Origin of the sequence: Oxalobacteraceae sp. CFBP 8761, assembly GCA_014841595.1 — a bacterium.
GTDB lineage: Bacteria > Pseudomonadota > Gammaproteobacteria > Burkholderiales > Burkholderiaceae_D > Telluria.
The window spans coordinates 2,623,587-2,647,467 of record JACYUE010000001.1; the positions used below are offsets into that span (position 1 = coordinate 2,623,587).

Genomic DNA, 23,881 nt, shown 5'->3' on the forward strand with positions numbered 1-23,881 from the left:
GCCCCATTTTTCATGTCATAACGCGTCAAAAGCCTGGGCCAGATCGGCGATCAGGTCGGCCGGGTCTTCCAGCCCCACATTGAAGCGCACCAGTACCCCGCCATCCCACTGATCCCGCAAGCTGCTGATCCGATATGGCATCACGAGGCTGTTGGGTCCGCCCCAGCTGTAGCCGATGCCGAACAGCGTCAGCGCATCGACCATGCGATCGACCTGCGCCTCGTCGAAGCGTGCGTCGAATACCACCGAGAACAAACCACCCGCGCCCGTGAAATCGCGCTGCCAGAACGCATGGCCCGGGCAATCCTCGAATGCCGGATGCAGCACCTTTGCGATCTCGGGCCGCCCCTTGAACCAGGCGGCCAGCTCGCGTGCGCTGGCGTCGTGCCGCTCGAAGCGCATCTTCATCGTCGGCAAGCCGCGCTGCACCAGATACGCATCGTCGGGGCTCACGCCCAGGCCCAGGCGCATGTGCGCCAGCGCCAGCCGGTCGTTGAGCGCCCGGTCGCGCGTGATCACGGCGCCCATCAACAGGTCGGCGCCGCCCGACTGGTACTTGGTCAGCGCATGCATGACGATGTCGGCGCCAAGATCGAACCCGCGCAGCGCCAGACCTGCCGACCACGTGTTATCAAGCGCCACCAGCACGCCCCGCGCGTGCGCCGCATGGCACAGCGCCGGCAGATCCGGCACTTCCATCGACACCGAGCCTGGCGCTTCGGCCCACAGCAGCTTGGTGTTCGGCTGGATCAGCGCGGCGATGCCGGCGCCGATCATCGGATCGTAGTAGCGCGCGGTGACGCCGAAATCGGCGCTGAGCCAGCGGCCCAGTTCACGGTTCGGGTTGTAGACGTTCTCGGGCAACAGCACATCGTCGCCGCTTTTGAGCAGCGCAAAGTCGACCATCGCGATGGCGGCCAGGCCCGACGGCGTGAGCAGGCAGTGATTGCCGCCCTCGATCTCGGCCAGCTTGCCTTCGAGCGTGAACGTGGTCGGCGTGCCGTGCAAGCCGTAGGTATAGGCGCTCTTGTCTTTCCACTGACTCGCGCGCATCGCCGCCGTGTTCGCAAACAGCACGGTCGACGCGCGGTGCGTGGCCGGCGGGAAAGCATCGAACCCCGCCGGTGCGACATAGTCGCTATGCACCAGCGTGGTCTGGATCGACTTGGCGCTCATGAGCTCAGCCGCTTAGACTGGATTGGCCCACAAATCGTGCGCATCGGCCTTTGTGATGACGACATCGGCGAACTGGCCGACGACCAGTTTGCTCTTGCCCGGCACGAGTGGCCGCTTGATGTGCACGACGCCATCGATCTCGGGCGCATCGGCGCTCGAACGGCCGATCGCTTCGCGGGCGCCCACTTCGTCGATCAGCACGCGCAGCGTCTTGCCGACCTTGGCCTGCAGGCGCTTGGCCGAGATCTCTTCTTGCAGCAGCATGACGCGCGCGCGGCGCTCTTCACGCACTTCTTCCGGCACCGGATTGTCGAGCAGGTTCGCGGTCGCGCCTTCGACCGGCGAATAGGCAAAGCAACCCAGACGGTCGATCTGCGCTTCTTTCAGGAAGTCGAGCAGGTACTCGAATTCGGCCTCGGTCTCGCCCGGGAAGCCGGCGATGAAGGTCGAACGGATCGTCAGGTCCGGATTCATCGAACGCCATTTCAGGATGCGCTCGAGGTTGCGCTCGCCGCTGGCCGGGCGCTTCATGCGCTTCAGGACATCCGGGTGCGCGTGCTGCATCGGGATGTCGAGGTACGGCAGCACGTGGCCATCGCCCATGAACGGGATCGCATGGTCGACGTGCGGGTACGGATAGACGTAGTGCAGGCGCACCCAGGCGTCGTACTGGCGCGCGAGCTGGCCCAGCGCTTCGACCAGCTGCGTCATGTGCGTCTTGATCGGGCGGCCATTCCAGAAGCCGGTGCGGAACTTGACGTCCACGCCGTAGGCACTGGTGTCCTGCGAGATCACGAGCAGTTCCTTGACGCCCGACTTGAACAGGTTCTCGGCTTCGACCAGCACTTCGTCGATGCGGCGCGAGACCAGATCGCCGCGCATCGACGGGATGATGCAGAAGCTGCAGCGGTGGTTGCAGCCTTCGGAAATCTTCAGGTAGGCATAGTGCTTCGGCGTGAGTTTCACGCCGTGGTCCGGCACCAGGTCGATGAACGGATCGTGCGGTTTCGGCAGGTGCAGGTGGACCGAGTCCATCACCTCGGCCAGTGCATGCGGGCCGGTCACGGCCAGCACCTTCGGGTGCACCTTGGTGATGATGTCGTCGCCGGCAGCATCCTTCTTGGCGCCCAGGCAGCCGGTGACGATCACCTTGCCGTTTTCGGCCAGCGCTTCGCCGATGGCGTCGAGCGACTCCTGCACGGCAGCGTCGATGAAGCCACAGGTATTGACGATCACGAGATCCGCACCGTCGTACGAGTTGGCGGTCTGGTAGCCTTCGGCGCGTAACTGGGTCAGGATCTGCTCGGAATCGACCAGCGCTTTCGGGCAGCCAAGCGAGACAAAGCCGACCTTCGGCGCGATCACGCCGGGCATGGGCGCCGGAATGATGACGCCAGGCGCCTTGGCTGCGGCAGCCAGGCTGCTAGAGTTGGCGGAAGGACTACGACGAAGTTCAGTCATGGGCAGCGGAAAAGTGTTTGGGCAATCCGCGATTGTACCTGAACCGGGCCTCGAAGGTGAGACCCTGCTGCCGCAATACCAGGTGGTTTATTTCTTGTCGGTCGGCGGGGGCGTCATGCCCGGGAATGGAAACACACCGAACATCGCCTTGCTCTGGCTCTGCATCTGTTCCTGCATCTGGATGAACAGGTTCTTGCTCTGGTCGATGTAGTTGTTCATCATGCCCTGCATCATCGGACCTTGGACGTTCATGAACTGGGTCCACATCTCGGGGCTGAATGGCTTGCCCTCGATGGCGCCGGCGGCGTTGCTGGTGAATTTGTGCTGGATGTCGGTGAAGGCCTGGACGTTCTTCTCCAGGTACGAGCCCATCATGCCCTGCATCGCGTGGCCGTAGTAGCGGATGATTTGCGAGAGCACCGAGCTCGAAAACATCGGCACGCCGTTGGCTTCTTCTTCGAGAATGATCTGGAGCAGGATCGCGCGCGTCAGGTCTTCGCTGCTCTTGGCATCGACCACCGTGAAATCGTCAGCGTCGAGCACCAATTGCTTGACGTCCGACAGCGTGATGTAGGAACTGGTCTGCGTGTCGTACAGACGACGGTTCGGGTATTTCTTGATCAGGCGTTCTGCACTCTTCTTCACACTGCTCATCTCTGGTTCCATGGTTTGCGGCGCCGCTTCGTAAGCCGCGCACTTATGATTATTCTGGCCAGCGTGGCCGGCCCGTCTCCACCCGACCCACGGCCGGATCGACCGTGGGGGATAACAGACACCTTACCATGCAATTGTGGCGGTTGCAGCAATTACCAGATGCATCACAAGTATGGCTTTTATGTCAATACGCGCCGCTGACGGTCAGTCGCCCCTGACCTGCACATAGCGCCCCGGCGCAGGCTCGGACGGTGGATAGTCGCTGCTGCCAGCGACGCCTGGGGCCGGCATTTGCGCGCCGCCGTTCTCCGCCAGAAATTTTGCCCACTCTGGCCACCAACTGCCTTTGTGCTCTGCAGCACTCTCGAACCACGCGCCATCCGTCTTTGGCCGCGACTTGCCGCCCTTGTCGTTGGCCCAGTAACTGCGCTTGTTTTTCGAGGCCGGGTTGATGACACCGGCGATATGGCCCGATGCACCCAGTACGAAGCGGTTCGCCTTCGGATTGCCGGGGTTGAGCAACTGCATCGAGGCGAATGCCGCCGTCCATGGCACGATATGGTCTTCCTTCGAGCCGTAGACGAACACCGGCGCGTCGATGGCGCCCAGGTTGACCGGCACGCCGCACACCGTCAGCGCGCCCGGGTGCTTGAGCTTGTTCTCCAGGTACATATTGCGCAAGTACCAGCAGAACATCGGCCCTGGCAAATTGGTGCTGTCGGCGTTCCAGTACAGCAGATCGAATGCCGGCGGTTCCTTGCCCTTCAGATAGTTTTGCTGGACATAGTTCCAGACCAGATCGTTCGGGCGCAGCGACGAGAAGGTCGTCGCCAGGTCGCGGCCCGGCATCAGGCCGCCGGCAGCGAGCTTCTGCTCGCGCAGCGCCACCTGGGTTTCGTCGATGAACACCTCGAGCACGCCGGCGTCCGAAAAATCCAGCAGCGTGGTCAGCAGCGACAGGCTGGCGGCCGGCTGGCGGCCGCGTGCGGCCAGCACGGCCAGCGCCATGGCGGCGATGGTGCCGCCGACACAGAAGCCGAACACGTGCGCTTTTTCTTGCCCGGTGATCTCGGCGACAACGTCAAGCGCGCGGATCGCGCCGTCTTCGACGTAATCGTCCCAGCGCAGGTGCGACTGGCTGCGGTCCGGATTACGCCAGGACACCATGAACACGGTATGGCCCTGCTCCACCACGTAGCGCACCAGTGAATTTTCGGGCTGCAGGTCGAGGATGTAGAACTTGTTGATGCACGGCGGGATCATGACCAGCGGCACGCTGTGCACGTTCGCCGTGGTTGGCGTGTACTGGATCAGCTGGAACAAGTCGTTTTCAAACACGACCTGACCAGCCGTGTTGCCAACATTGCGGCCCACTTCGAAGGCTGTTTCGTCCGATTGCGAAATGCGGCCCTTCTGCATGTCGGTCAGCATATTGGTCAGGCCTTTGGTCAGGCTTTCGCCCTGGGTCTCGATCATCTGCTGCTGCGCTTCCGGATTCGTGGCCAGGAAGTTGGCCGGCGACATCGCGTCGATCATTTGCTGGACCGAGAAGCGCAGCTTCTGGCGCTCGCGCGGGCCAACCTCGATCGCATCGGCCATGGCCATCATGCATTCGGCGTTCAGCAGGTACGAAGCGGCCGAGAACGCCGACAGCGGATTATTGCGCCATTCGGCTGCAGCGAAGCGCCGGTCGCTCAGTTCGGGCGTCTTGCCCAACATGACGTCTTGCCACAGCTGCGTTGCTTTCTTGAGATAATCGTCACGGATCGCTTCCATGCGGGCCGTGTCGATGCCGGCGCCGGCATCCTTGAGGAAGCCGGCCAGCGGACTGGTGCCGCCCGGCGCGGGCATCGTCGGCATGGCCGGCATGGTGGACATCATCGTCATCCAGGGCTGCCAGGCGGCAGGATCGGACCATTGGGACAACCAGGCGGCGGCAAGCGCTTGTGGATCAGGCATGTTCATGTGGGCATCCGTTGTTAGAATTGCGTCTCTTCAACCAAGTACGACAACCGGGAACTACAGCATGTGGATTGTTGCCATTGCCTGGATCTATGTCGTGGTGCTCATGGCAGCAACTGAGCCGACCGTCGTGGGCGGCATCATGACCTTCGTGTTTTATTGCGCACTGCCATTATCCATACTTTTTTATATCACTGGCGCGAGACGCCGCCGCGTAGGCAGGCAAACGCCGCAGTCACGGCGTAACGTTGGTACGCGGCGTGAATCGCCTTCGGACGACATGGATGACGGCGGCGGTGATGGCGACTGAGCCGTACCGCATCGCGCGCCGGATCTATTTGAGCCAAATGAGGCTAGCCTGGCGGCCGGTCACGCCATCGCGGCGATAGGAATAAAAGCGCTCCGGCGCACTGGCCGTACACAGCCCGCCACCATGCACGCGTTCGACACCGTCACGCGCCAGCATCAAACGTGCGAGCGTGAACATGTCAGCGAGGTATTTACCGGGGCGACCCGGGTAGGCAGAGAAACAGGCACGTGTTGCGTCGCCCGGCAGCGTCGCGGCAAATGCCGCCACTACGTCGTCGCCAACCTCGAACGCGGCGGGACCGATCGCCGGCCCCATCCACGCTGTGATCTCGCCCGCGCCGGCCGCACGCATCGCGCGCACGGTGGCGCCCAGCACGCCACCAGCCAACCCGCGCCAGCCAGCGTGCGCTGCGCCCACCACCTTGCCATCCAAGTCGGCAAACAGCACGGGCAGGCAATCGGCAGTCATGATGCCGCAGACGACGCCAGGCATCGTTGCGATGCTGGCGTCGCCCGTGCGCACGGGCTGGCCTGGACCCACGGTGCCGGCGTCAACGACGTCGGCGCCATGCACCTGGGCGATCCAGGCCGGGCGGCCCGGCAGCCAGTCTTGCAGCAAGGCGCGGTTGGCGGCGACCGCCTCAGGCGCGTCGTTCACGTGAAGGCCCAGATTCAGGCCCCCACCGCCCTTGCCGTCATCGTACGGACCGACGGAGACGCCGCCATCGCGGCTGGTCGCCAGCGCGCCGACGGTTGCCGGCAAGTCAGGCCAATCGGGCCAGACCAGCGCTGACCGGTCCAGCGTGCTCATGCGCGGTAGGTGACGACGCCGTTGTCGTCGTCGGCGGCATCATCGATCGCCGTGCCGAACTCACCCAGTTCCGGCTCTTCGATGCCCGCACGCGCGATCAGCTCGGCGAAATCGTCGGCCAGCGGCACGGTCCATTCGCATTGCTCACCGGTGGCCGGATGCACGAGACCCAGGCGGCGCGCCTGCAGCGCCTGGCGCGGGAACACGGGCGTCAGGTGCCGCTTGCCATACACCGCGTCGCCGACGAGCGAAAAGCCCAGCGACTGCATGTGCACGCGAATCTGGTGGGTGCGACCTGTTTCCAGGCGGCAGCGCACCAGCGTGACGGGACGCCGATCGAGCTCGCCCGAAATGACACGCTCGTAATGGGTGATCGCCGGCTTGGCGAACGGGCTGCTCGAGACCGCCATCTTGACGCGGTCTTTGGCATCGCGCCCCATCGGGCTGTCGATCGTGCCCGACAGGCGCGGCGTGCCCCACACCAGCGCGAAGTATTCGCGCTTGACGGTGCGTGCCTGCAACTGGCGCACGAGGTCGGTTTGCGCGGCGAGCGTTTTACCGACGACCATCAGGCCACTGGTATCCTTGTCGAGACGGTGGACGATGCCGGCGCGCGGCACGCCGACCAGTTGCGGGCAGTGGTGCAGCAAGCCGTTGAGCAGCGTGCCGGTCCAGTTGCCCGAACCCGGGTGCACGACGAGGCCCGCCGGCTTGTTGACGACCATGATGTCGTCGTCTTCGTACACGATGGTGAGATCCATCGCTTCCGGCGCGAACGCCGTGTCTTCAGGCGCAGCTTGTGGCACGACGACAATGGCTTCATCGCCATAGGCCGTGTCCTTGCCCCGGGCCGGTTTACCGTCAACCGTGATGTGGCCGCTTTCAAACCATTGCTGCAGGCGGCTGCGCGAGAACTGCGGCACGAGGCCGGCCACTACCTTGTCGAGGCGCTGGCCGCAGTGTTCCTCTTGCAGCGCCAGGGTAATGGGCGACAGATCGGTGCCTGGCAACGGGACGAACCCGATCTCCAGTTCATCGTCAAAATCAGGGTCAATCGGTAAATCCGCCGGATTCGGCGCAGGAGTTAATATCACGTGAGTCCCATCGGCTATAATCAGCCGTTCGTTGAATCTAGGTAAAACATTTCTTGCAAAAAGCTATGCAAAAAAAATTGTCTGTGTTGGTCGCTACTTGCGCCCTCGTCGGTCTGTCGGCATGCAGTATGCTGCCTAAGGCCAAGGACGAGTCCAAAAACTGGTCGGCGGAGAAATTATACGCTGAGGCGCGCGAAGAGATGGCAGGTGGGCACTACGAAGCCGCAATCCCGTTGTTCCAGCGGCTCGAAACCAACTTCCCATTCGGCGTGTACGCAACACAAGCGCAAATGGAAGTGGCGTACGCCCACTACAAGTCGGCTGACCAGGCGCAAGCGCTGGCGGCGGTCGAGCGCTTCATCAAGCTGCACCCGAACCACCCCCAGGTCGACTACATGTACTACCTGCGTGGCCTGATCAATTTCAACGATCAGCTCGGGTTCTTCAGCTTCGTGTACTCGCAGGACCCGACCGAGCGCGATCCGCGTGCAACGCGTGAAGCGTTCGCGGCGTTCAAGGCGCTGGTCGACAAGTACCCGAACAGCAAGTACGCGGCCGACGCAACCGAGCGCATGAGCTACTTGATCAATGCGATGGCCCAGTACGAAGTGCACGTGGCGAATTATTACTACCGCCGCGGCTCGTACCTGGCGGCGCTCAATCGTGCCCAGGATGCGGTGACCAACTACACCGACGCTCCGGCGCGTGAAGAAGCGCTGTTCATCATGATCCGCGCGTACGACAAGCTCGGCATGCCGCTGCTGCGCGACGATACGCAGCGTGTGTTCGCGCTGAACTATCCGGACAGCTACTTCCTGAACCCGAACGCACGCGGCGATGCGCCGTGGTGGAAGTTCTGGTCCAAAGGTGGTGCCAAGGCGGCGCCGAAGGATGCGGTGCAGTAAGCGCCGGGTCCGTCAAAGAACAAAGGCGCCACGCGGCGCCTTTGTCGTGTCTGCTCTACACTGCGATGCGGCGCCGGAACACCCACGCGCGCTCGCTTGAAGCCGCCGGCTCGAAGGCATAGCCGTCGACATCGAAGTCCTTGAGCCCCTCCGGATCGGTGATGCCGTTCTCGGTGGCATAGCGCGCCATCATCCCGCGCGCGCGCTTGGCGTAGAACGAGATGATCTTGTAGTTGCCATTTTTCCAGTCCTGGAACACGGGCTCGATGACGGGCGCGGCCAGCAGCCTGGGCTTGACCGACTTGAAGTACTCGGTCGAGGCCAGATTCACCAGCGCCGTCGAGCCGTTTACGGCCAGTTGCTGATTCAGGGCGGTGGTGATCGTCTCGCCCCAGAACGCATACAGGTCCTTGCCGCGCGGGGTGGCCAGCCGGGTACCCATTTCCAGGCGATACGGATGCATCTGGTCGAGCGGGCGCAGTACGCCGTACAGGCCCGACAGGATGCGCACATGGCGCTGGGCAAACGTCAGCGCCTCCGTGTTCAACGTGCGCGCATCGAAGCCGGTGTACACGTCGCCATTGAACGACATGATCGCCGGCCGCGCTTGTCCATGATCGGCATCCCAGTGGGCGTAGCGCCCGACGTTGAGCATCGACAGCGCGTCGGACAGGTCCATCAGTTCGCTGATCGAGGCGGGCGAATGGCCGCGCAGGACTTCGATCAGTTCGCCCGCGTGGGCAATGAAGTCGGGGGTGGACTGGTGCGGCGTGGTCAGGGGCGATTCGAGATCGAGGGACTTGGCGGGAGACAGGACAATCAGCATGGCCGTACGAAACTTTTCCATAAATAAACAACCGACATGATAACCGCTCCAGCCCCAACCATCGTCATCGACACCAATGTGCTGCTCGACCTGTTCGTGTTCCACGATCCGCGCTGGGCCGACCTGCTTGCCGCCATCGAATCGAAGGAGATCGACGCCATCACACGCGCCGACTGCCGCGCCGAATACCTGGCCGTGCTGCACTACCAGCACCTGCCGCTGGACGACGACAGCCGCCTGGCCGCCGCCGCCCGCTTCGACGCGCTGCTGCGCCTCGTTGACGTCGATTCGAAAGCGATCCGCCTGCCCGTGTGTACCGACCGCGACGACCAGAAATTTATGGAGCTCGCACGCGACGCCGGCGCGTCGATCCTGATCAGCAAGGACAAGGCGCTGCTCAAGCTGGGACGCAAGACGACGCAGGCGGGCCTGTTTCGCATCATGCTGCCCGAGGTGTGGGTCGCCACGTGGCGCCAGGCCAGGGCAGAAGGCACGCTAGAATAAGGTTTTATCCCATTTGCTTTCGATCAGGATGCATTCATGAGCCTTCCACCGCTGGTCTCCCGCCTGCCGCACGTCGGCACCACCGTGTTCACCCGCATGTCGCAACTGGCCATCGACCATGGCGCCGTCAACCTGGGCCAGGGTTTCCCCGATTTCGCGTGCGACCCGGCGCTGGTCGACCTGGTGACCGACGCGATGCGCGCCGGGCATAACCAGTACCCGCCAATGACCGGCCTGCCGGCACTGCGCCAGGCGATTGCGGCCAAGATCGAAACCACCTACGGCCAGCGCTACGACGCCAACAGCGAGATCACCGTCACCGCCGGCGCCAGCCAGGCGATCCAGTCGGCGATCCTGGCCGTCGTGCACCCGGGCGACGAGGTGATCGTCATCGAGCCGGCCTACGATTGCTATGCGCCGGCCATTGCGCTGGCAGGTGGCGTCGTGGTGCCGGTGACGATGCGGCTGGACGCCGATGGCTACCGCGTTGAATGGAACGACGTGCGGGCAGCGGTCACGCCGCGCACACGCATGGTCGTCATCAACACGCCGCACAACCCGACCGGCACGATCCTGCGCCAGGCCGATCTCGAGGCCCTAGTGGCGATCGTGCAGGACACGCAGATCCTGGTGCTGTCGGACGAAGTGTATGAACACATGGTGTTCGACGGCGAGCCGCATGCATCGGTGGCGCGCCACCCGGCGCTGGCCGAACGCGCATTCGTCGTCTCGAGCTTCGGCAAGACGTTCCACGTGACCGGCTGGAAGATCGGTTACGTGGCCGCACCGGCTGCGTTGATGATCGAGTTTCGCAAGGTCCACCAGTACAACGTCTTTTGCGTCAACGCGCCGATGCAGCACGCGATTGCCGCCTACCTGCAGGACCCGGCGCCGTGGCGCGACCTGCCGGCGTTCTACCAGGCCAAGCGCGACCTGTTCCGCGAGGGGCTGGCGGCGTCGCGCTTCACGCTGCTGCCATCGGACGGCACCTACTTCCAGTGCGTGCGCTACGACGCGATCTCGAGCCTGAGTGAAGCGGAGTTTGCCGAATGGCTCACGCGCGAGATCAAGGTCGCCGCCATTCCTGTTTCGGCGTTCTACAGCCAGCCGAAGGAATCGCACGTGGTGCGTTTCTGCTTCGCGAAAAAAGACGAGACGCTGCAGCTTGCGCTGGAGCGTCTCGCACGGTTGTAGGCGCAGTCGTAAGCGCAGTTTCGCCGATACCTAGTGGGCGGCAGGCGTCGCCGCCCCGAGCGCCTTCTGCCCCGGGTCGAGGCGCTTGACCAGTATCTGGTCGATGCGGTGATGGTCGACGTCGAGTACCTCGAAACGCATGCCTTCGTACTCGACGCTGTCGGTCTGCTTGGGCACCTTGCGCAGCATGAACATCATGAAGCCGGCTGCCGTTTCGTAGCGCTCTTCTTCGGGCAGCGACTGCAGGTCGATCACGCGCTTCATCTCGGCCACCGGCGTGCTGCCGTCGATCAGCCACGAGCCGTCTTCGCGCTGCATCGTTTGCTGGTCCGCTTCCAGCGGGCTGCCCCAGCGCCCCATCACCGTCACCATGATGTCCGACAGCGTGATCACGCCGACGACGAACGCATACTCGTTGATCACGACCGCGAAGGTCTCCTTGCTGGAGCGGAAGCGGTCCAGCAGCTCGGACAGCGTCAGGCTGTCGGGGATGATCAAGACCGTACGGATCGTCGATTCGCTCAGGTGGAAGTGCGACTGGTTGTTCAAGAGGCGCACCAGGATGTCGCGGGTGTCGACATAGCCGACCACGCGGTCGATCACGCCATCGCAGACAGGGAATTTCGACAACGAATGCGCAGCGATCTTCTGGCGCACGCTTTCTTCGGGCTCGGTCAGGTCGAAGAACACGATGTTTTCTCGCGTCGTCATCGTCGACGTCACGGCGCGCGACTCGAGTTCGAACACGTTCTCGATGAAGTGCTGCTCCTGCTTTTGCAGCACGCCGGCCTGCGCGCCCGCTTCGACCACGGCCGAAATTTCATCGAACGTGATGCGGTCTTCGCGCGTCATGTTGATGCCGAAGAGCTTGAACAAGCCGTTGGCGATCACGTTCAGCGTCCACGAGAACGGTTTGAACAGGCGGATGACGAACAGCACCGGGCGGATCACCGCCATCGCCGTCGTCTCGGGCGAGATCAGGGCCAGGCGTTTGGGCATCAGGTCCGAGAACAGCACGAACAGCGTGGTGACGAACACGAACGACAGCGTGAAGGCGATGTTCTCGCGCCCCGGGCCCGTGTAGACCACGGACAGCCACTCGAGGAAGAACGGGCGCAGCGCCCCTTCGCCCAGAATACCGCCGAGGATCGCAATGGCGTTCAGGCCGAGCTGCGAGGCGGCGAAGAAGTCGGCCGAATGCGCCTGCAGTGCCATGACCTTGCGGGCACGGTCGTCGCCCGCCTCGGCCAGCAATTTGAGTTTGATTTTGCGGGCGCCTGCCAGCGAGATCTCGGTGAGCGACAGGAAGCCCGCCGCAAGCACCAGCACGGCCAGCAAGGCCAAATGTTCGAACAAGTTCATGGACACCCGGGGTACTGTTATTGGGTCACGCTCGTTGACCGGGGAGCTGCGCAGGGGTACCTGCGCAGGCATGACACTTTACCATGCCCGCCCTCCCCGACGGCGGCCTCAACGACCGAGTTGGCCCAGCCGACGCTCGACGAAGGCCTGCAGTTCAGGCGACAGCGTCCCGCTGGCCTGGGCCTGCGTGAAGGCAGCGCGGCTTTCGGCGTCGCGCTTGTCGGCCTGCAGCGCGATGCCCAGGCCCATCCACCAGACGCCATTGCCGGGCGAGCGCTTGAGCGCGGCCTGGTAATGGTCGGCCGCTTCATGGACACGACCTTCGCGCTGCAGCACACCGGCCAGGAATGCGTGGTACTCGCCATTGCCCGCCGCATAGGGCAGCGTGCGCATCAGGGTATCGATGGCCGGCCCGCCCCGTTCGAGCTGCAGGCGTGCCAGCAGCATCGCCAGCGCCGGCTGGCGCGCGTCGAGCGCGAGCGCGGCCTGCAACTGGCGCATCGCATCGTCCGGACGGCCAGCCTCGATCAGCAGGCCGACCAGCGTCTGGCGCGCTGCTTCGTGGCGCGGATCGATCTGCAGGCCCGCCTGCAGCGTGGCGATCGCCTCGGTCACGCGGCCGTCTTCGAGCACAGCGAGCGCGCGCCGGTAGGCGTTTTCGGCCCGTTGCGATGGCGTGTCGGTGCGACCGGCTGCCGGCGCAGCCGGTGCATTCTGCACCACGGAGACCGTGCGTGGCGCGGGCCTGGCGGTTGGTGCCGCAGCGACCGGCGCGGCACGCCTGGCTGCCGGTGCCGGTGCTGGTTCCGGTGCCGGCTCTGGTTCCGGTGCCGGCACCGGCGCAGCTGGCGCCACATCGACCACCTGCACCGGCGCTGCCGCCGGCATGTCCACCACCACCGCCGTGCGTGCCGGGACTGGCGCAGCGGCCAGCACGGCAGGCGCCGGTGTCGGCGCAGGCGCCGTCTGCATCGTCTTCCAGCCGGCGACACCTGCGCCGACCGCCAGCAGCGCGCCACCGACCAGCGCCGCACGCAGCGCCGGTCCGCGCCGCTCCGGTGCAGCCACGGGCCGCACGTCGGCCGGCAGCGGCGCCGCGCCAGGCTGGCCGGCGCGCGCGTCGAGGTCCTTGAGCATCTTGTTAATCAGGCTCATGGCGCCACCACCCAGGCAAACACGCCGAGGGCGCCCATGATGATCGCGCCGCCCGTCAGCCACTGGCGGATCGCGCGCCCCACGCCCACCGTGTCACGCGCGGCGATGGCAACATGGCCTCCCGCGACCTGCTGCTTACCCTGGCCGTAACTGAGCATCATCGCCTTGTGCGCCATGATGTTGACCAGGCGCGGCACGCCCCCGCTGGCCCTGTACAGGCTGCGGATCGCGGCGCTGGAAAACAGCCGCGCGCCGGTGAAACCGGCCACGCGCAGCCGGTGCGCCACGTAGAAATCGATGTCGTCGCGATTCAATGGTCCCAGGTGGTAGTGGAACGTGATGCGCTGTGCCAGCTGGCGGATCGAGTCCAGTTGCAGCTTGCGATTGAGTTCGGGCTGCCCGAACAGGACGATCTGCAGCAGCTTGCGCTTTTCCGTTTCCAGGTTGGTCAGCAGCCGCAGGGCTTCCAGGCTGTCGACGGGAATCGCCTGCGCTTCGTCCAGGCACAGCACGACGCGCAGGTCCTGCGCGGCCAGTTGCAGCAGGCGCAGGTTGATTGCCTTGAGCAGCTGGTGCTGGTCGACATCACGCTCGAGCACGATCTCCAGTTCGTCGGCCAGCGCCAGCATCAAGGTGCGCGGTTCGAGATACGGGTTCGGGATGTAGGCCGTGACGAACCCTTCCCCCAGCGTCGCCATGAACTTGCGGCACAACAGTGTCTTGCCGGTGCCGACTTCACCCGTGATCTTGATGAAGCCTTCGCCGCTGCGCGCCGCCACCAGGAGCGTGTTGAGCGCTTCCTGCGAGCGCGGGCTGCCGAAGAAAAAGCTGGTGTCCGGCGTGATCCCGAACGGCAGCTCGCGCAGGCCAAAGTGCGCCGCGTACATCAGTCAACGCCCCAGCCGGAAGCACGGCTGCGTGGATCGAGCTGCTCGATGCGGCGGCTCGCGTCCATCATGTCTTCGCTCCAGTCGCTGGCGCCTTCGACGATGGTCGGCTTGATCAGCACGACCAGCTCGCGCTTCTGGTTGGTCCGGTTCTTGTTGCGGAACAGGTTACCGAGCAGCGGGATCTTGTCCGCGCCCGGCAGCTGGTCGGTGTCGCCGGTGGATGCCTGGCGCATCAAGCCACCGATGGCAACCACCTGCCCGTTGCGGCCGCGCACGATGCTGTCGAGTTCCGACGTGCTCGATGCCGCCAGCGGCAAGCGCAGCGTGCCGCCCGAGCCCAGGTCGACATCCTTGTTGACGGTGGTCACCTGGCTGACCGACGGGTGCACGTGGAGCAGGATGTTGCCGTTGGCGTCGATCTGCGGTGTCACGTCGAGCACGACGCCGGAGAAGAACGGCTGCACCGTCACGCTCGGGCTGACGATGCTGCCGTTGTCGCCGGTCGTGATGTTGTTGGTCACGCCGGTGACGAAGAATTCATCGGTGCCGATCTTGAGCACGGCCTTCTGGTTGTTGACCGCCGCAATGCGGGGACTCGACAGCACGTGCACGCTGCCCTGCGACTCGAGGAACGTGATCAGCGCCGCGAAGTTATTCGTCTGGAAGGCGAAGCCGAACAACGAACCGGCCGCCGTGGCAGCATTCGACAGCGAGAAGCCGGTGCTGGCCGCGAGGCCCTGGCCGCTGTTGATGACAGGCGGCTGGCCGCCCGTGTACGGCAGTGGCGCCAGGTTGGCGCCGGGCGAGATCAGGCCACCGGAAACGCGGTTCGGGTGCGAGCCGCGGAACGATGCGAACGAGGCCCAGTTGATGCCGCTCTGGAAGCTGTCGTTGAGTTCGACCTCGAGGATCTTGGCTTCCAGGATGACCTGGCGGTCGACCGACAGCTGGGTGGCCTTCAGGTAGGCGTCGACGTTGCGCAATTCGTCCGGCATCGCGCGGATCACGAGCACGCCCGATTGCGGGCTGACGACGACACTGCGACCGCCTTCGGTCGAGCCGACGATGGCGGCAATCGACAGCTTCAGGTCGCCCCAGAAATCGTTGTCCGAGCGCGTGCGCACATCGGTGCTGTTGGTCTGGGTCTGGCCGTTGCCGTTGTTACCGTTGTTGTTGCCGTTGTTACCGTTGTTGTTGCCGTTATTGCCGTTGTTGTTGCCGTTGTTCTGGCTGCCGTTGTTGCCGCCACCATTGTTATTGTTGTTGCCATTGCCGGCGTCGGCTACCGACGTGGACGACACGCGCAGGTTGGACGTGCCGCTGCGCTGCGCCGTCAGGTAGTTCACATGGAACATCCGGGTCTGCATCGTCAGCGGGCGGATCGCGATGCGGGCGCCGTCGATCTTGTAGTCGTAGCCGTACATGTCGCGCACCGCTTCCAGCGTTTCGACCAGCGTCACGTCCTTCAGGTTGGCGCTGATATTGCCTGTCACGTCCGGGTGCACCAGCATGTTGTAGCGGGTGCCGGCCACGATCGAGCGGAAGAACTGCTGCGCCGGGACGTTGTTGAAGGCGACGTTGAAGCGCTCTTCCAGCGCCGGGCGCGCCTTGGGCAACTGGCTGGCGAGCGTCGCTGCCGGTGGCAGCAGCGCATTGGCCACCGCATCGTCCACCGCAGGGCGGGCGCCCTGCTGGGTGCTGGCTTTGGTCAGCTCTTTCGTGATCGCGTCATAGGTGGCGTTCTGTGGCGCGCTCTGGCAGCCGCCGAGGAGCACGGTGACGGCAAGCGCCACGGCCAGCGCGCGCGGCGCCATTACAAACTTGGGTGTCATGGTGGGTGGGTACTTCATCGGTTAGCGGGCAACCGGCGTCATGCCGGACAGCGGTGCATCCATGCGCAGCACCTGGCGCGCGTTGCCGCGCATGAGGATGACCTCGCCAGGCTTGATACTCGTGATCCGCGCGCCCTTGTAAAACTCGCCCAGGCGCAGCGTCTCGCCGTCGATGACGGCGACGTGGCGCCCGCCCGCATGCGGCGCGATCAGCACTGATTGCAGGCGCGGGACGTCGCGCTGCACGGCCGGATCGAGCGCGATCCGGTCCATGCCGGCCGGCGGGCGGGTCGGGTCCTGCAACGGCTGCGCGACGGCAGGCAGCTGGCACAGCGCGAGGCAGGTCAGCACGGTCTTGGTCAGGTTCTTCACAGCTTCATCCATTGTCGGTCCAGGCTGAGCGTATGCAGCGTGAGCGTCAGGCGCGCGGTTGGATAGGTTTCGACGTCGAGCTGGGCGCGGCCCCAGAACATCCGCGTCGGCATCGCGTCGAGTGTGCTCATGTAGTCGACCATGTCGAGGTAGTTGCCGCGCACCGTGACTTCGACGCCGTGCCGGTACAGCAACGGCACGTCGCCCCCCGCTGCAGGCGCAGCGTCTGCTGCGGCAGCCGGGGCGGTAGTAGCGCCCGGTGCGGCCAGCGGTTCGGCCGGCAACGTCCGCATCGAGACGAGCTTGAGGCGGCCGTTGGCGCGCAGAATGCTTTCGACCAGTGGTCCCATGCGCTCGGGCGGCACCAGGCCGTGTTCGAGCGCCAGCAGCTCGCTGCCCAGTTGCCCCATCTCTTGCTGCATCGTGTTCAGGCGCGTGCGTGCCTGGGCGTCGGGGTCGATCCGGGAACCCTCCACACGCGCCGTGATCTCGCCATCGATGGCGGCACTCGCGGCCTGCTGCTGCTCGATCTGCGTGCGCAGCGCTGCCTGTTTTGCGTCCTGCGGCGCCAGCACGAACGTGTGCCCGGCAAATGCCAGCACGGCGATGGTGGCGCCGAACACCATGCCGCGCTCGCGCAGCGACAGGGCGTCGATCCGAGCCGCAAGTTGGAGCACGCGCTGCTTGATCGACGCGCTCATGGCCGTGGCTCCTCGGCGACCGACTGCAGGCTGAATTCGACATACGGTGCGGCGCGGGTGACGGGCTGGCCGTCCGCACCGGGCACGGCTGCTGGCACTGGCAGCGCCGCCGCTTCGCCGATTTGCAGGCTGGCGAACGACTTGCCCTGCATCAGGGGCTCGCTCGTCAGGCGATTCAGGTAGCCAGGCACCATGGCCGGGTCCATGGCACGGCCGCGGATGCCGATCTGGGCGCCGCCCGCGTCGACTGTCACGCCGGTCAGCCACAGACCCGGCATGCTCTGGCGCGCGAGCGCCTTGAAGTAGCCGCCGAAGCCGTTCGTGTCACCCAGTTCGCCCCGTGCCAGAGCGCCCGATACATGGCGCATGGCGGCCAGCTTGCGGTCGGCGCCAAGGAGCTGGTCCGCCATCGTCGCGTCTTTCGCGCGCGGCACGAATTCGGTGTTGACCGAGGCCAGGCGTGCTTGCCGCTTGTCGAGCTGCACCGCACCGGCATCCGCCTGCCGCTGCAGTTCGGCCGTCCGCATGCTCCCCATGAGCGCCAGGCCGGCGATGCCGACGACGATCACGCCGGCGGCCAGCGCCAGCTGCGCTGCCGACAGCACGTGCTTTTGCGGCTGGAACGCCGGATTGAACAGATTGATTTGCTGGGTCATGCGCCCTCCCCGTCCCGCAGCGCGGCGCCGATGGCCAGGAAGAAGCGTTGCTGCTGGGCCAGGTCGGCCAGCTCGGGCGTGCGTGACAGGTCGAACAGGGTGGCCAGGTTCAGCGTTTCTACCGGCGTGTACAGATTGCTGGACAGGTATTCGTCGAGCCCCGTCACGGCCGATGGGCCAAGAATGAGCTTGGCGATGCTGATGAACGAATACTGGCGCTCGAAATGGTCGAGCGAGCGCTGCAGCTCGAGCGTGATCTTGTCGAAGCTCGCATGCTTGCGGTCGTGGTCCGGTTCGAGCAATTGCGCCAGCGTGACATCGAAGCGGCGCGACAGGTACAGCTCGCCGCGGTACGACACCGTCAGCAGACTGCCATCAACGCCAAACGACAGCATGGCGATGCCACGGCCTTCCGGCTCGAGCATGGCCGACACATTGCGCTGGGCCATTTCCGGGATATCGATGGCGGCCAGTTCGACCTTGGCATCCAGGAACAGTTTCTGGCGCGGCGCAATGATGCTGTTTTTCGCCGCGATGACGAACACCGATTGCTGCGCGCGCGAGTTGGCGTCCAGCGCAATGTCGAGCACGTCGATGGTCGCTTCGGCGGCGGGAAAGTCGAGGACGTCTTTCAGGCGCCAGCGCATCGCCGTTTTCATTTCTTCGCGCGGCACGCTGGGCGCTTCGACGTTGAGGATCTGGTAGTCGCCGCCGGTGAGCAGCGTGGTGCAATGGCGCCCCGCTGCCTGCGCGTCGCCTGCCAGCTTGTCGATCGTATCGCGCGATACACCGGTGGCCGCCTGGACGGCGAGCACAGTCGCCTGGGCGCCAGGCGTCTTCGCCACGCTCGCAACGAACACATTGTCGCCAGCGATGGCAAAACTCAGCCAGCCAATTTTTTTCTTGGATTTCTTAAACAAACGCATGCAGGCCGCAATCTGGTCGCACTATGGGTCGTTACCGACAATTTCTTGATTATAGACAAGAGTGATTGAGGGCAATTACAAAAAGACGCACGGTAAGTGAAGTTATTTCCGGCGTGTGGCTAGCAAGCCACCGATTTCGCCGCTCCCGCTTTCCACGCCTGGTGCCATCCAGCGCTGACGAGGGCTGCGCCATAAAAAAAGCGCTGCCGCAGCAGCGCTTTCTCGATCAGCTCACAAGGATCATTCGCACTTGGTGCTGATCACCTGGATGACCGGTGCCGGGACAGCGGCGGTCGCTTCGGTGTAGCGCACGTTGCAGGTGTTATCCAGGGCTGCCGGCATGTTCAACGGCGTGAACGTGACGGTCTGACCATTGATTGCCGGCTTGTAGTCCTTGTCGCTCAGACCCGCTGCCGCGCCAATGGTGGCCACGCTTGGGTAGCCATTGACCATCTTGATGGTCTCGCCTTCGACAACGATGTCGGTGGCATTGGTAATCAGGAATTTGCCACGCAACATCGACGACGCTGCGCTCAGGGCACCGCGGGCGCCCTGCAGCGACGCTGCACGGGCATCGCCGCTCAGGCTGGCGAATTTCGGCAGCGCCGTTGCTGCCAGAATGCCCAGGATGACGATCACGACGATCAGTTCGATCAGGGTGAAACCGCCTTGCGCGCCTTTGTTGAAACCTTTGTTCATCGCTACTCTCCGTATGATTGAAAGGAAAAAATTCCTTTCGACTGGTTGATCGAGGACCGGTGCACCAAGGCACGCCGTGGACCGATCCTCCTGATATCTTCGCCCTCATCCAGGCCTGACGGCAGAGAGCGCATAAAGAATTCTACATTGACCCTAGGAAATTTCGATATCCAGGAAGAACTTTCCACAAAGTATTTTGAGCTAGTGCGACTTTTCCGCCCGGCAAGCCTTATTTTGGTGCCATTACGCAACACTCGGCTGCGACCCTGTGTTATTTCGGATGCAATGCCGCCTGTCCCAGATCCCAGATTGGCAGGAAAATACCCAGCGCCAGTATCAGCACCATGACACCCAGGAAGGTGATCAGGATTGGCTCTATCTGGCTCGAGAGTGTCTTGAGCTCGTAGTCGACTTCGCGCTCGTACATCAGGGCGATCTCGTCCATCAAGTCATCGATCGAACCGGTTTCCTCGCCCACGGCGATCATCTGCAGCACGATCGGCGTAAACACGTTCGCAGCGGTTGACGTGCGCAGGATGCTCTCCCCGCGCTCAACGCCGTCGCGCATCTGGTCGATGCGCGAACTGAGGTAGGCGTTGTCCGCCGTCTGCGACACCACCGTCAATGCCTGCACGATCGGTACGCCGCTGCGCAGCGACAGCGCGAAGCTGCGCGCGAAACGCGCCATCGTCCCTTTGTGGATGATCTTGCCGGCAATGGGCAGGCGCAGCTTGACGCGGTCCCAGACCAGCCGGCCATTTACCGTGCGGGTCCATGCCTTGAAGCCGACAATGGATGCAACAGTCACGCCGGCGAGCGCCGGCCACCACGCAATGGTGAATTGCGAGGTCGTCAGCAGGACGCGCGTCATCAGGGGCAGTTCGGCACCAAACGACGCGAACACCGAGGCAAACTTGGGGATCACGAAAATATTCACGACGACCATCGCCAGCACCATGGCGATCACGACAAAGGTCGGATAGCGCAGCGCCGTCTTGACGCGCTCGCGCATGTCGCGATCGAACTCGAGGTGGTCGAACAGACGCAGGAATACTTCTTCCAGGCGCCCCGTCATTTCACCGACCTTCACCATCGACAGGTAGAACGGCGTAAAGACGAGCGGGTGACGGCCCATCGCGATGGACAGCTCACGGCCGGCGTCGAGTGACTCGCGCAGGTCCTTGATGATGCGCGCGAACGCCGGGCTGATGGCTGACTCCTGCAGCCCGGCCAGCCCGCGCATGATCGGCACGCCCGATTTCAGCAGCGTGTAGATCTGGCGGCTGAACAGTTGCACGTCCATCGACGTGACCTTTTTCTCGAACAGGCGCTCGCGCCAGCCCACGCTGCTGCTCCCGGCGCCACCACTGGTCGCGCGGCGCTTGGTCACGCTGATCTCGAGCGGCGTCACGCCGCTGCCGAACAGCTGGTCGGCGACGGCGCCGCTGTCGGCGCCTTCGAGCACGCCCTGGAGCAACACGCCGCGTCCGTCGCGGCCTTTATAGGCGAAAAATGGCATCGTTTATCGGTCCCCGGCTCAATCGTCGAACTGATTACTGACCCGCATCGCCTCGGAGATCGTCGAGCGTCCCTGCACGGCCAGGCTTACCGCATGGCGGCGCAGCGTGTCGCCGCGCATCTCGGCCTGGGCCACTTTCAGGAAGTGTGCCGGATCGGGATGGTTGACGGCCTCGGTCACGGCGCGCGTCATTTCCAGCAATTCGTAGACGCCGGTACGGCCCCGGTAGCCGGTGCCATTGCAATGCGAGCAGCCTTTGCCGTGGAAGAAGCGCGTGGTCGCGGCGAGTTCCTTCAGTTCGGAGCGCAGCCACTCGACCTCGTTTGCGGCCGGCTGGTAGTCGACCGTGCAGCTCTCGCAGATCACGCGCACCAGGCGCTGGGCCAGCACGGCCTGCAGCGAGCCACCGACCATGTAGCGCGGCACGCCCATGTCCATCAGGCGCAGCGGCGTGCTGGCGGCATCGTTCGTGTGCAGCGTCGAGAGCACCAGGTGACCCGTCATTGCGGCGCGCAGGCCGATCTGCGCCGTTTCCTGGTCGCGCATCTCGCCCACCAGCACGATGTCCGGGTCTTGGCGCAGTGCCGAGCGCAGCACGCGCGCGAAGGACAGTTCGATCTTGTCGTTGACCTGCACCTGGTTGATGCCCGACAGGCGGTACTCGACCGGGTCCTCGACCGTGATCAGTTTTTTCTCGACCGAATTGAGTTCGGCCAGCGCGCTGTAGAGCGTCGTCGTCTTGCCGCTACCGGTCGGCCCGGTCACCAGCACCAGCCCGTTCGGGCGCGCGACAATCGCGCGGAAACGCTCGACCAGGCGTGCCGGCATGCCGATCGCGTCCAGGCGCAGATTGGTGCCGCCCTGGTTCAGCAGACGCATGACGACCGATTCGCCGTACTGCGTCGGCATCGTCGAGATACGCACGTCGATACGCTGGTTGCGCACCTTGACGGCAAAGCGGCCATCCTGCGGCAACCGTTTTTCGGAAATGTCCAGGTCGGCCATCAGCTTGAGGCGCAGCGCCAGCGGCGTGGCCACCTTCAGGTCGGCCTCGGTCTGCAGATGCAGCACGCCGTCGATGCGGAAGCGAATTTGCAGGCGCCCGTCCTGCGGTTCGATGTGGATGTCCGATGCACGCACCTGGGCAGCATCGTCGAACACCGATTGCAGCAGCTTGACGATCGGCGCTTCTTCGAGGCCCGGGTTGGCCGCCAGCGCGCCGAAGTCGATGGACACGTCGCCCAGGTCGGCCTCGACTTCGCGGGCCAGACCCGTGATCTCGCCGGTGCGGCGGTAGATGCGGTCGATCGCGCCCAGCACTTCGGTCTCGTTGACCACGGCCAGCTCGACGCCCTTCTTGATCAGGCGCGCAATCTCATCGTAGGCAAACAGGTCGGTGGGGTCTGATACGCCCACCAGCATGGCGTCGCCCCGGTCTTCCAGCACCAGTGCGCGAAAACGACGCGCGGCCGTCTCGGGCAATAGCCGCACCAGGTCGGCATTGATGTTGTAGAACTTGAGGTTGATGTACGGGATGTCGAGCTGGCGCGCCAGTGCGCCTGAAATCTGATCCTCGGTGACAAAGCCGCTCTCGACGAAAACGCGCCCGAGTTTGCGACCCGTGCGCTTCTGATCCGCAAGGGCTTGCTGGAGTTGTTCTTCACTCAACAGCTTTTGCTGCATCAATACTTCGCCGAGACGCACTTTCTCTGGCCGTGCCATACCGTTCCTTGGTCTAATTCTTGCAGCGTAGATTCTATGCCAGAAAGAATAAAAATTGACTCAAGGAATTAAAATGTGTCGGCTTTTGGCGTCAGTCCTGCTGCTGGACCATGCCGAAACCATATCAAAACACCGGTTCCGAGCATTCCAGGCTGACAAACCTGGCACCACGTCGAAGGCACCAATATGCAAATGGCGCCAGACGAGGCTGGCGCCATGGTGATCGAGCAGCCATCAAGACTGCCCTGCATGCCACATCAAGAGACTTATTTGGCCTTGCGACGGCGACCGATCATGCCCACGCCAGCCAGACCGGCCAGCATCAACGCGATCGTACCTGGCTCAGGCACTTCGTTGATCTCATTTGGCAGGATCAGGCTCGGATCGGCAGCGACCGGCACCGCTGCAACCGGCTCCGTCACTGGCTGGGTCGCATTGCTATCGCCGGTCTCGTCCGTGACAGGCGGCAGGCTGATGTCGACGCTGCCGCTACCACCGGCAACTGGCGCGCTACCACCGCTCGCACCGCCACCGCTTGCCGGGGCGCTGCCATTGCTGGCGCCAACGCCAGCCGAACCGCCGCCAGTCGAGCCCCCGCCAGTCGAGCCGCCTGCGGAACCGGTACCGGAGCCACTACCGCCACCAACTGCCGCGCCGCCGCCGGCCGCGCCGCCAGCCACTGGCGACGTTGCGCCGCTGCTGCTCTGACCGGTCTGCCCTTGCACGATCTTGACGCCGTCGCCATCGTTGATGACTGCTGCGGAGTTACCGAAGCGGGCTGCCAGCAAGCCGTTACCGGCGCTCAGCACGTAGCTGGCGTCGATGCCTTGCTGTACAAACAGTTTCTGGGCATCCGATTGCGACAGGCTGGCGCTTGCTTTGCCGACCAGAACCGATGTCAGATCCGTATTGGCATTGTGTGCAATGCCGCCAACCAGGCTGACACCGCTACCGAATACGCCGGAGCCAATGACACTGGAACCATTACCCGTAGTCCAGCCGTTCTGGAACGCAGGCTGCGAAGTCGACGACACGACATCGGCCTGGGCCGCGCCGGCGGAGATCAGAAGCGAAGCAACAACAAGGTGGCGAATTGACATGAAAGTAACTCCTAGGAAATTAAAGATTATTCTTTTTACAAGCACGAAGTC

At 64.0% G+C, this 23,881-nt stretch carries 23 protein-coding genes; 4 read left to right on the forward strand and 19 right to left on the reverse strand.

The window, feature by feature from the left end:
* Positions 1 to 15 precede the first annotated feature (15 nt).
* The 4 genes from IFU00_11365 to phaC all read right to left on the reverse strand — a co-directional run bounded on the left by IFU00_11365 (position 16) and on the right by phaC (position 5,256).
* Positions 16 to 1,176, reverse strand: coding sequence for a cystathionine beta-lyase (locus tag IFU00_11365; GenBank protein MBD8542882.1), 1,161 nt, complete (start codon positions 1,174 to 1,176; stop codon positions 16 to 18).
* A gap of 12 nt (positions 1,177 to 1,188) precedes the next feature.
* Positions 1,189 to 2,550: a 30S ribosomal protein S12 methylthiotransferase RimO gene (gene rimO, locus IFU00_11370; GenBank protein MBD8542883.1), complete on the reverse strand. Its 1,362-nt coding sequence runs from the start codon at positions 2,548 to 2,550 to the stop codon at positions 1,189 to 1,191.
* Between the two features lie 174 nt (positions 2,551 to 2,724).
* Positions 2,725 to 3,291, reverse strand: coding sequence for a polyhydroxyalkanoate synthesis repressor PhaR (gene phaR, locus IFU00_11375; protein ID MBD8542884.1), 567 nt, complete (start codon positions 3,289 to 3,291; stop codon positions 2,725 to 2,727).
* A gap of 204 nt (positions 3,292 to 3,495) precedes the next feature.
* Entirely contained in the window at positions 3,496 to 5,256 is a 1,761-nt protein-coding gene (gene phaC / locus IFU00_11380; protein MBD8542885.1) for a class I poly(R)-hydroxyalkanoic acid synthase, read from the reverse strand.
* A gap of 61 nt (positions 5,257 to 5,317) precedes the next feature.
* Between phaC and IFU00_11385 the strand changes: the two genes are divergently transcribed.
* Positions 5,318 to 5,563 carry a hypothetical protein gene (locus IFU00_11385; GenBank protein ID MBD8542886.1) on the forward strand — a complete coding sequence of 82 codons (246 nt, stop codon included), beginning with the start codon at positions 5,318 to 5,320 and terminating at the stop codon, positions 5,561 to 5,563.
* A 24-nt stretch (positions 5,564 to 5,587) separates the two neighbouring features.
* Here the strand turns inward: IFU00_11385 and pgeF are convergent, their stop codons facing one another.
* Together pgeF and IFU00_11395 are read right to left on the reverse strand one after the other, a co-directional pair.
* Positions 5,588 to 6,373, reverse strand: coding sequence for a peptidoglycan editing factor PgeF (pgeF, locus tag IFU00_11390; protein MBD8542887.1), 786 nt, complete (start codon positions 6,371 to 6,373; stop codon positions 5,588 to 5,590).
* Positions 6,370 to 7,467, reverse strand: coding sequence for an RluA family pseudouridine synthase (locus IFU00_11395; protein ID MBD8542888.1), 1,098 nt, complete (start codon positions 7,465 to 7,467; stop codon positions 6,370 to 6,372). Before IFU00_11395 ends, pgeF begins: the two co-directional genes overlap by 4 nt.
* A gap of 65 nt (positions 7,468 to 7,532) precedes the next feature.
* Here IFU00_11395 and IFU00_11400 point away from each other — a divergent pair, with 65 nt between their 5' ends.
* The gene (locus tag IFU00_11400; GenBank protein ID MBD8542889.1) at positions 7,533 to 8,372 is read left to right on the forward strand and encodes an outer membrane protein assembly factor BamD; all 840 of its coding nucleotides are present in this window, start codon (positions 7,533 to 7,535) and stop codon (positions 8,370 to 8,372) included.
* 55 nt (positions 8,373 to 8,427) lie between these two features.
* Here the strand turns inward: IFU00_11400 and yaaA are convergent, their stop codons facing one another.
* Complete coding sequence (gene yaaA / locus IFU00_11405; protein ID MBD8542890.1) at positions 8,428 to 9,198, reverse strand: peroxide stress protein YaaA; 771 nt, start codon at positions 9,196 to 9,198, stop codon at positions 8,428 to 8,430.
* 36 nt (positions 9,199 to 9,234) lie between these two features.
* Here yaaA and IFU00_11410 point away from each other — a divergent pair, with 36 nt between their 5' ends.
* Together IFU00_11410 and IFU00_11415 are read left to right on the forward strand one after the other, a co-directional pair.
* A complete protein-coding gene (locus tag IFU00_11410; protein MBD8542891.1) occupies positions 9,235 to 9,702 on the forward strand; it encodes a putative toxin-antitoxin system toxin component, PIN family in 468 nt (155 codons plus the stop codon).
* Positions 9,703 to 9,738: 36 nt separating this feature from the next.
* A complete protein-coding gene (locus IFU00_11415; GenBank protein ID MBD8542892.1) occupies positions 9,739 to 10,896 on the forward strand; it encodes a pyridoxal phosphate-dependent aminotransferase in 1,158 nt (385 codons plus the stop codon).
* A 30-nt stretch (positions 10,897 to 10,926) separates the two neighbouring features.
* On the opposite strand, the gene IFU00_11420 is transcribed toward IFU00_11415, so the two are convergent.
* The 12 genes from IFU00_11420 to IFU00_11475 form a co-directional block, all read right to left on the reverse strand.
* On the reverse strand, positions 10,927 to 12,258 hold the full coding sequence (locus IFU00_11420; protein ID MBD8542893.1) for an HlyC/CorC family transporter: 1,332 nt from the start codon (positions 12,256 to 12,258) through the stop codon (positions 10,927 to 10,929).
* Between the two features lie 108 nt (positions 12,259 to 12,366).
* Positions 12,367 to 13,413: a tetratricopeptide repeat protein gene (locus IFU00_11425; protein ID MBD8542894.1), complete on the reverse strand. Its 1,047-nt coding sequence runs from the start codon at positions 13,411 to 13,413 to the stop codon at positions 12,367 to 12,369.
* The gene (locus IFU00_11430; protein MBD8542895.1) at positions 13,410 to 14,300 is read right to left on the reverse strand and encodes an AAA family ATPase; all 891 of its coding nucleotides are present in this window, start codon (positions 14,298 to 14,300) and stop codon (positions 13,410 to 13,412) included. The genes IFU00_11425 and IFU00_11430 overlap by 4 nt, the downstream gene beginning before the upstream one ends.
* The gene (gene mshL / locus IFU00_11435; protein MBD8542896.1) at positions 14,300 to 16,117 is read right to left on the reverse strand and encodes a pilus (MSHA type) biogenesis protein MshL; all 1,818 of its coding nucleotides are present in this window, start codon (positions 16,115 to 16,117) and stop codon (positions 14,300 to 14,302) included. Before mshL ends, IFU00_11430 begins: the two co-directional genes overlap by 1 nt.
* A gap of 39 nt (positions 16,118 to 16,156) precedes the next feature.
* On the reverse strand, positions 16,157 to 16,519 hold the full coding sequence (locus tag IFU00_11440; GenBank protein MBD8542897.1) for a hypothetical protein: 363 nt from the start codon (positions 16,517 to 16,519) through the stop codon (positions 16,157 to 16,159).
* Entirely contained in the window at positions 16,504 to 17,196 is a 693-nt protein-coding gene (locus tag IFU00_11445; GenBank protein ID MBD8542898.1) for a hypothetical protein, read from the reverse strand. Before IFU00_11445 ends, IFU00_11440 begins: the two co-directional genes overlap by 16 nt.
* A gap of 8 nt (positions 17,197 to 17,204) precedes the next feature.
* Entirely contained in the window at positions 17,205 to 17,864 is a 660-nt protein-coding gene (locus tag IFU00_11450; GenBank protein ID MBD8542899.1) for a hypothetical protein, read from the reverse strand.
* A complete protein-coding gene (locus IFU00_11455; protein MBD8542900.1) occupies positions 17,861 to 18,790 on the reverse strand; it encodes an agglutinin biogenesis protein MshI in 930 nt (309 codons plus the stop codon). The genes IFU00_11450 and IFU00_11455 overlap by 4 nt, the downstream gene beginning before the upstream one ends.
* A gap of 240 nt (positions 18,791 to 19,030) precedes the next feature.
* A complete protein-coding gene (locus IFU00_11460; GenBank protein MBD8542901.1) occupies positions 19,031 to 19,489 on the reverse strand; it encodes a prepilin-type N-terminal cleavage/methylation domain-containing protein in 459 nt (152 codons plus the stop codon).
* Between the two features lie 271 nt (positions 19,490 to 19,760).
* The gene (locus IFU00_11465; GenBank protein ID MBD8542902.1) at positions 19,761 to 21,008 is read right to left on the reverse strand and encodes a type II secretion system F family protein; all 1,248 of its coding nucleotides are present in this window, start codon (positions 21,006 to 21,008) and stop codon (positions 19,761 to 19,763) included.
* An 18-nt stretch (positions 21,009 to 21,026) separates the two neighbouring features.
* Positions 21,027 to 22,730, reverse strand: a complete 1,704-nt coding sequence (tadA, locus tag IFU00_11470; protein ID MBD8542903.1) for a Flp pilus assembly complex ATPase component TadA — start codon at positions 22,728 to 22,730, stop codon at positions 21,027 to 21,029.
* Between the two features lie 266 nt (positions 22,731 to 22,996).
* On the reverse strand, positions 22,997 to 23,830 hold the full coding sequence (locus IFU00_11475) for a PEP-CTERM sorting domain-containing protein (GenBank protein MBD8542904.1): 834 nt from the start codon (positions 23,828 to 23,830) through the stop codon (positions 22,997 to 22,999).
* Positions 23,831 to 23,881: the final 51 nt, after the last annotated feature.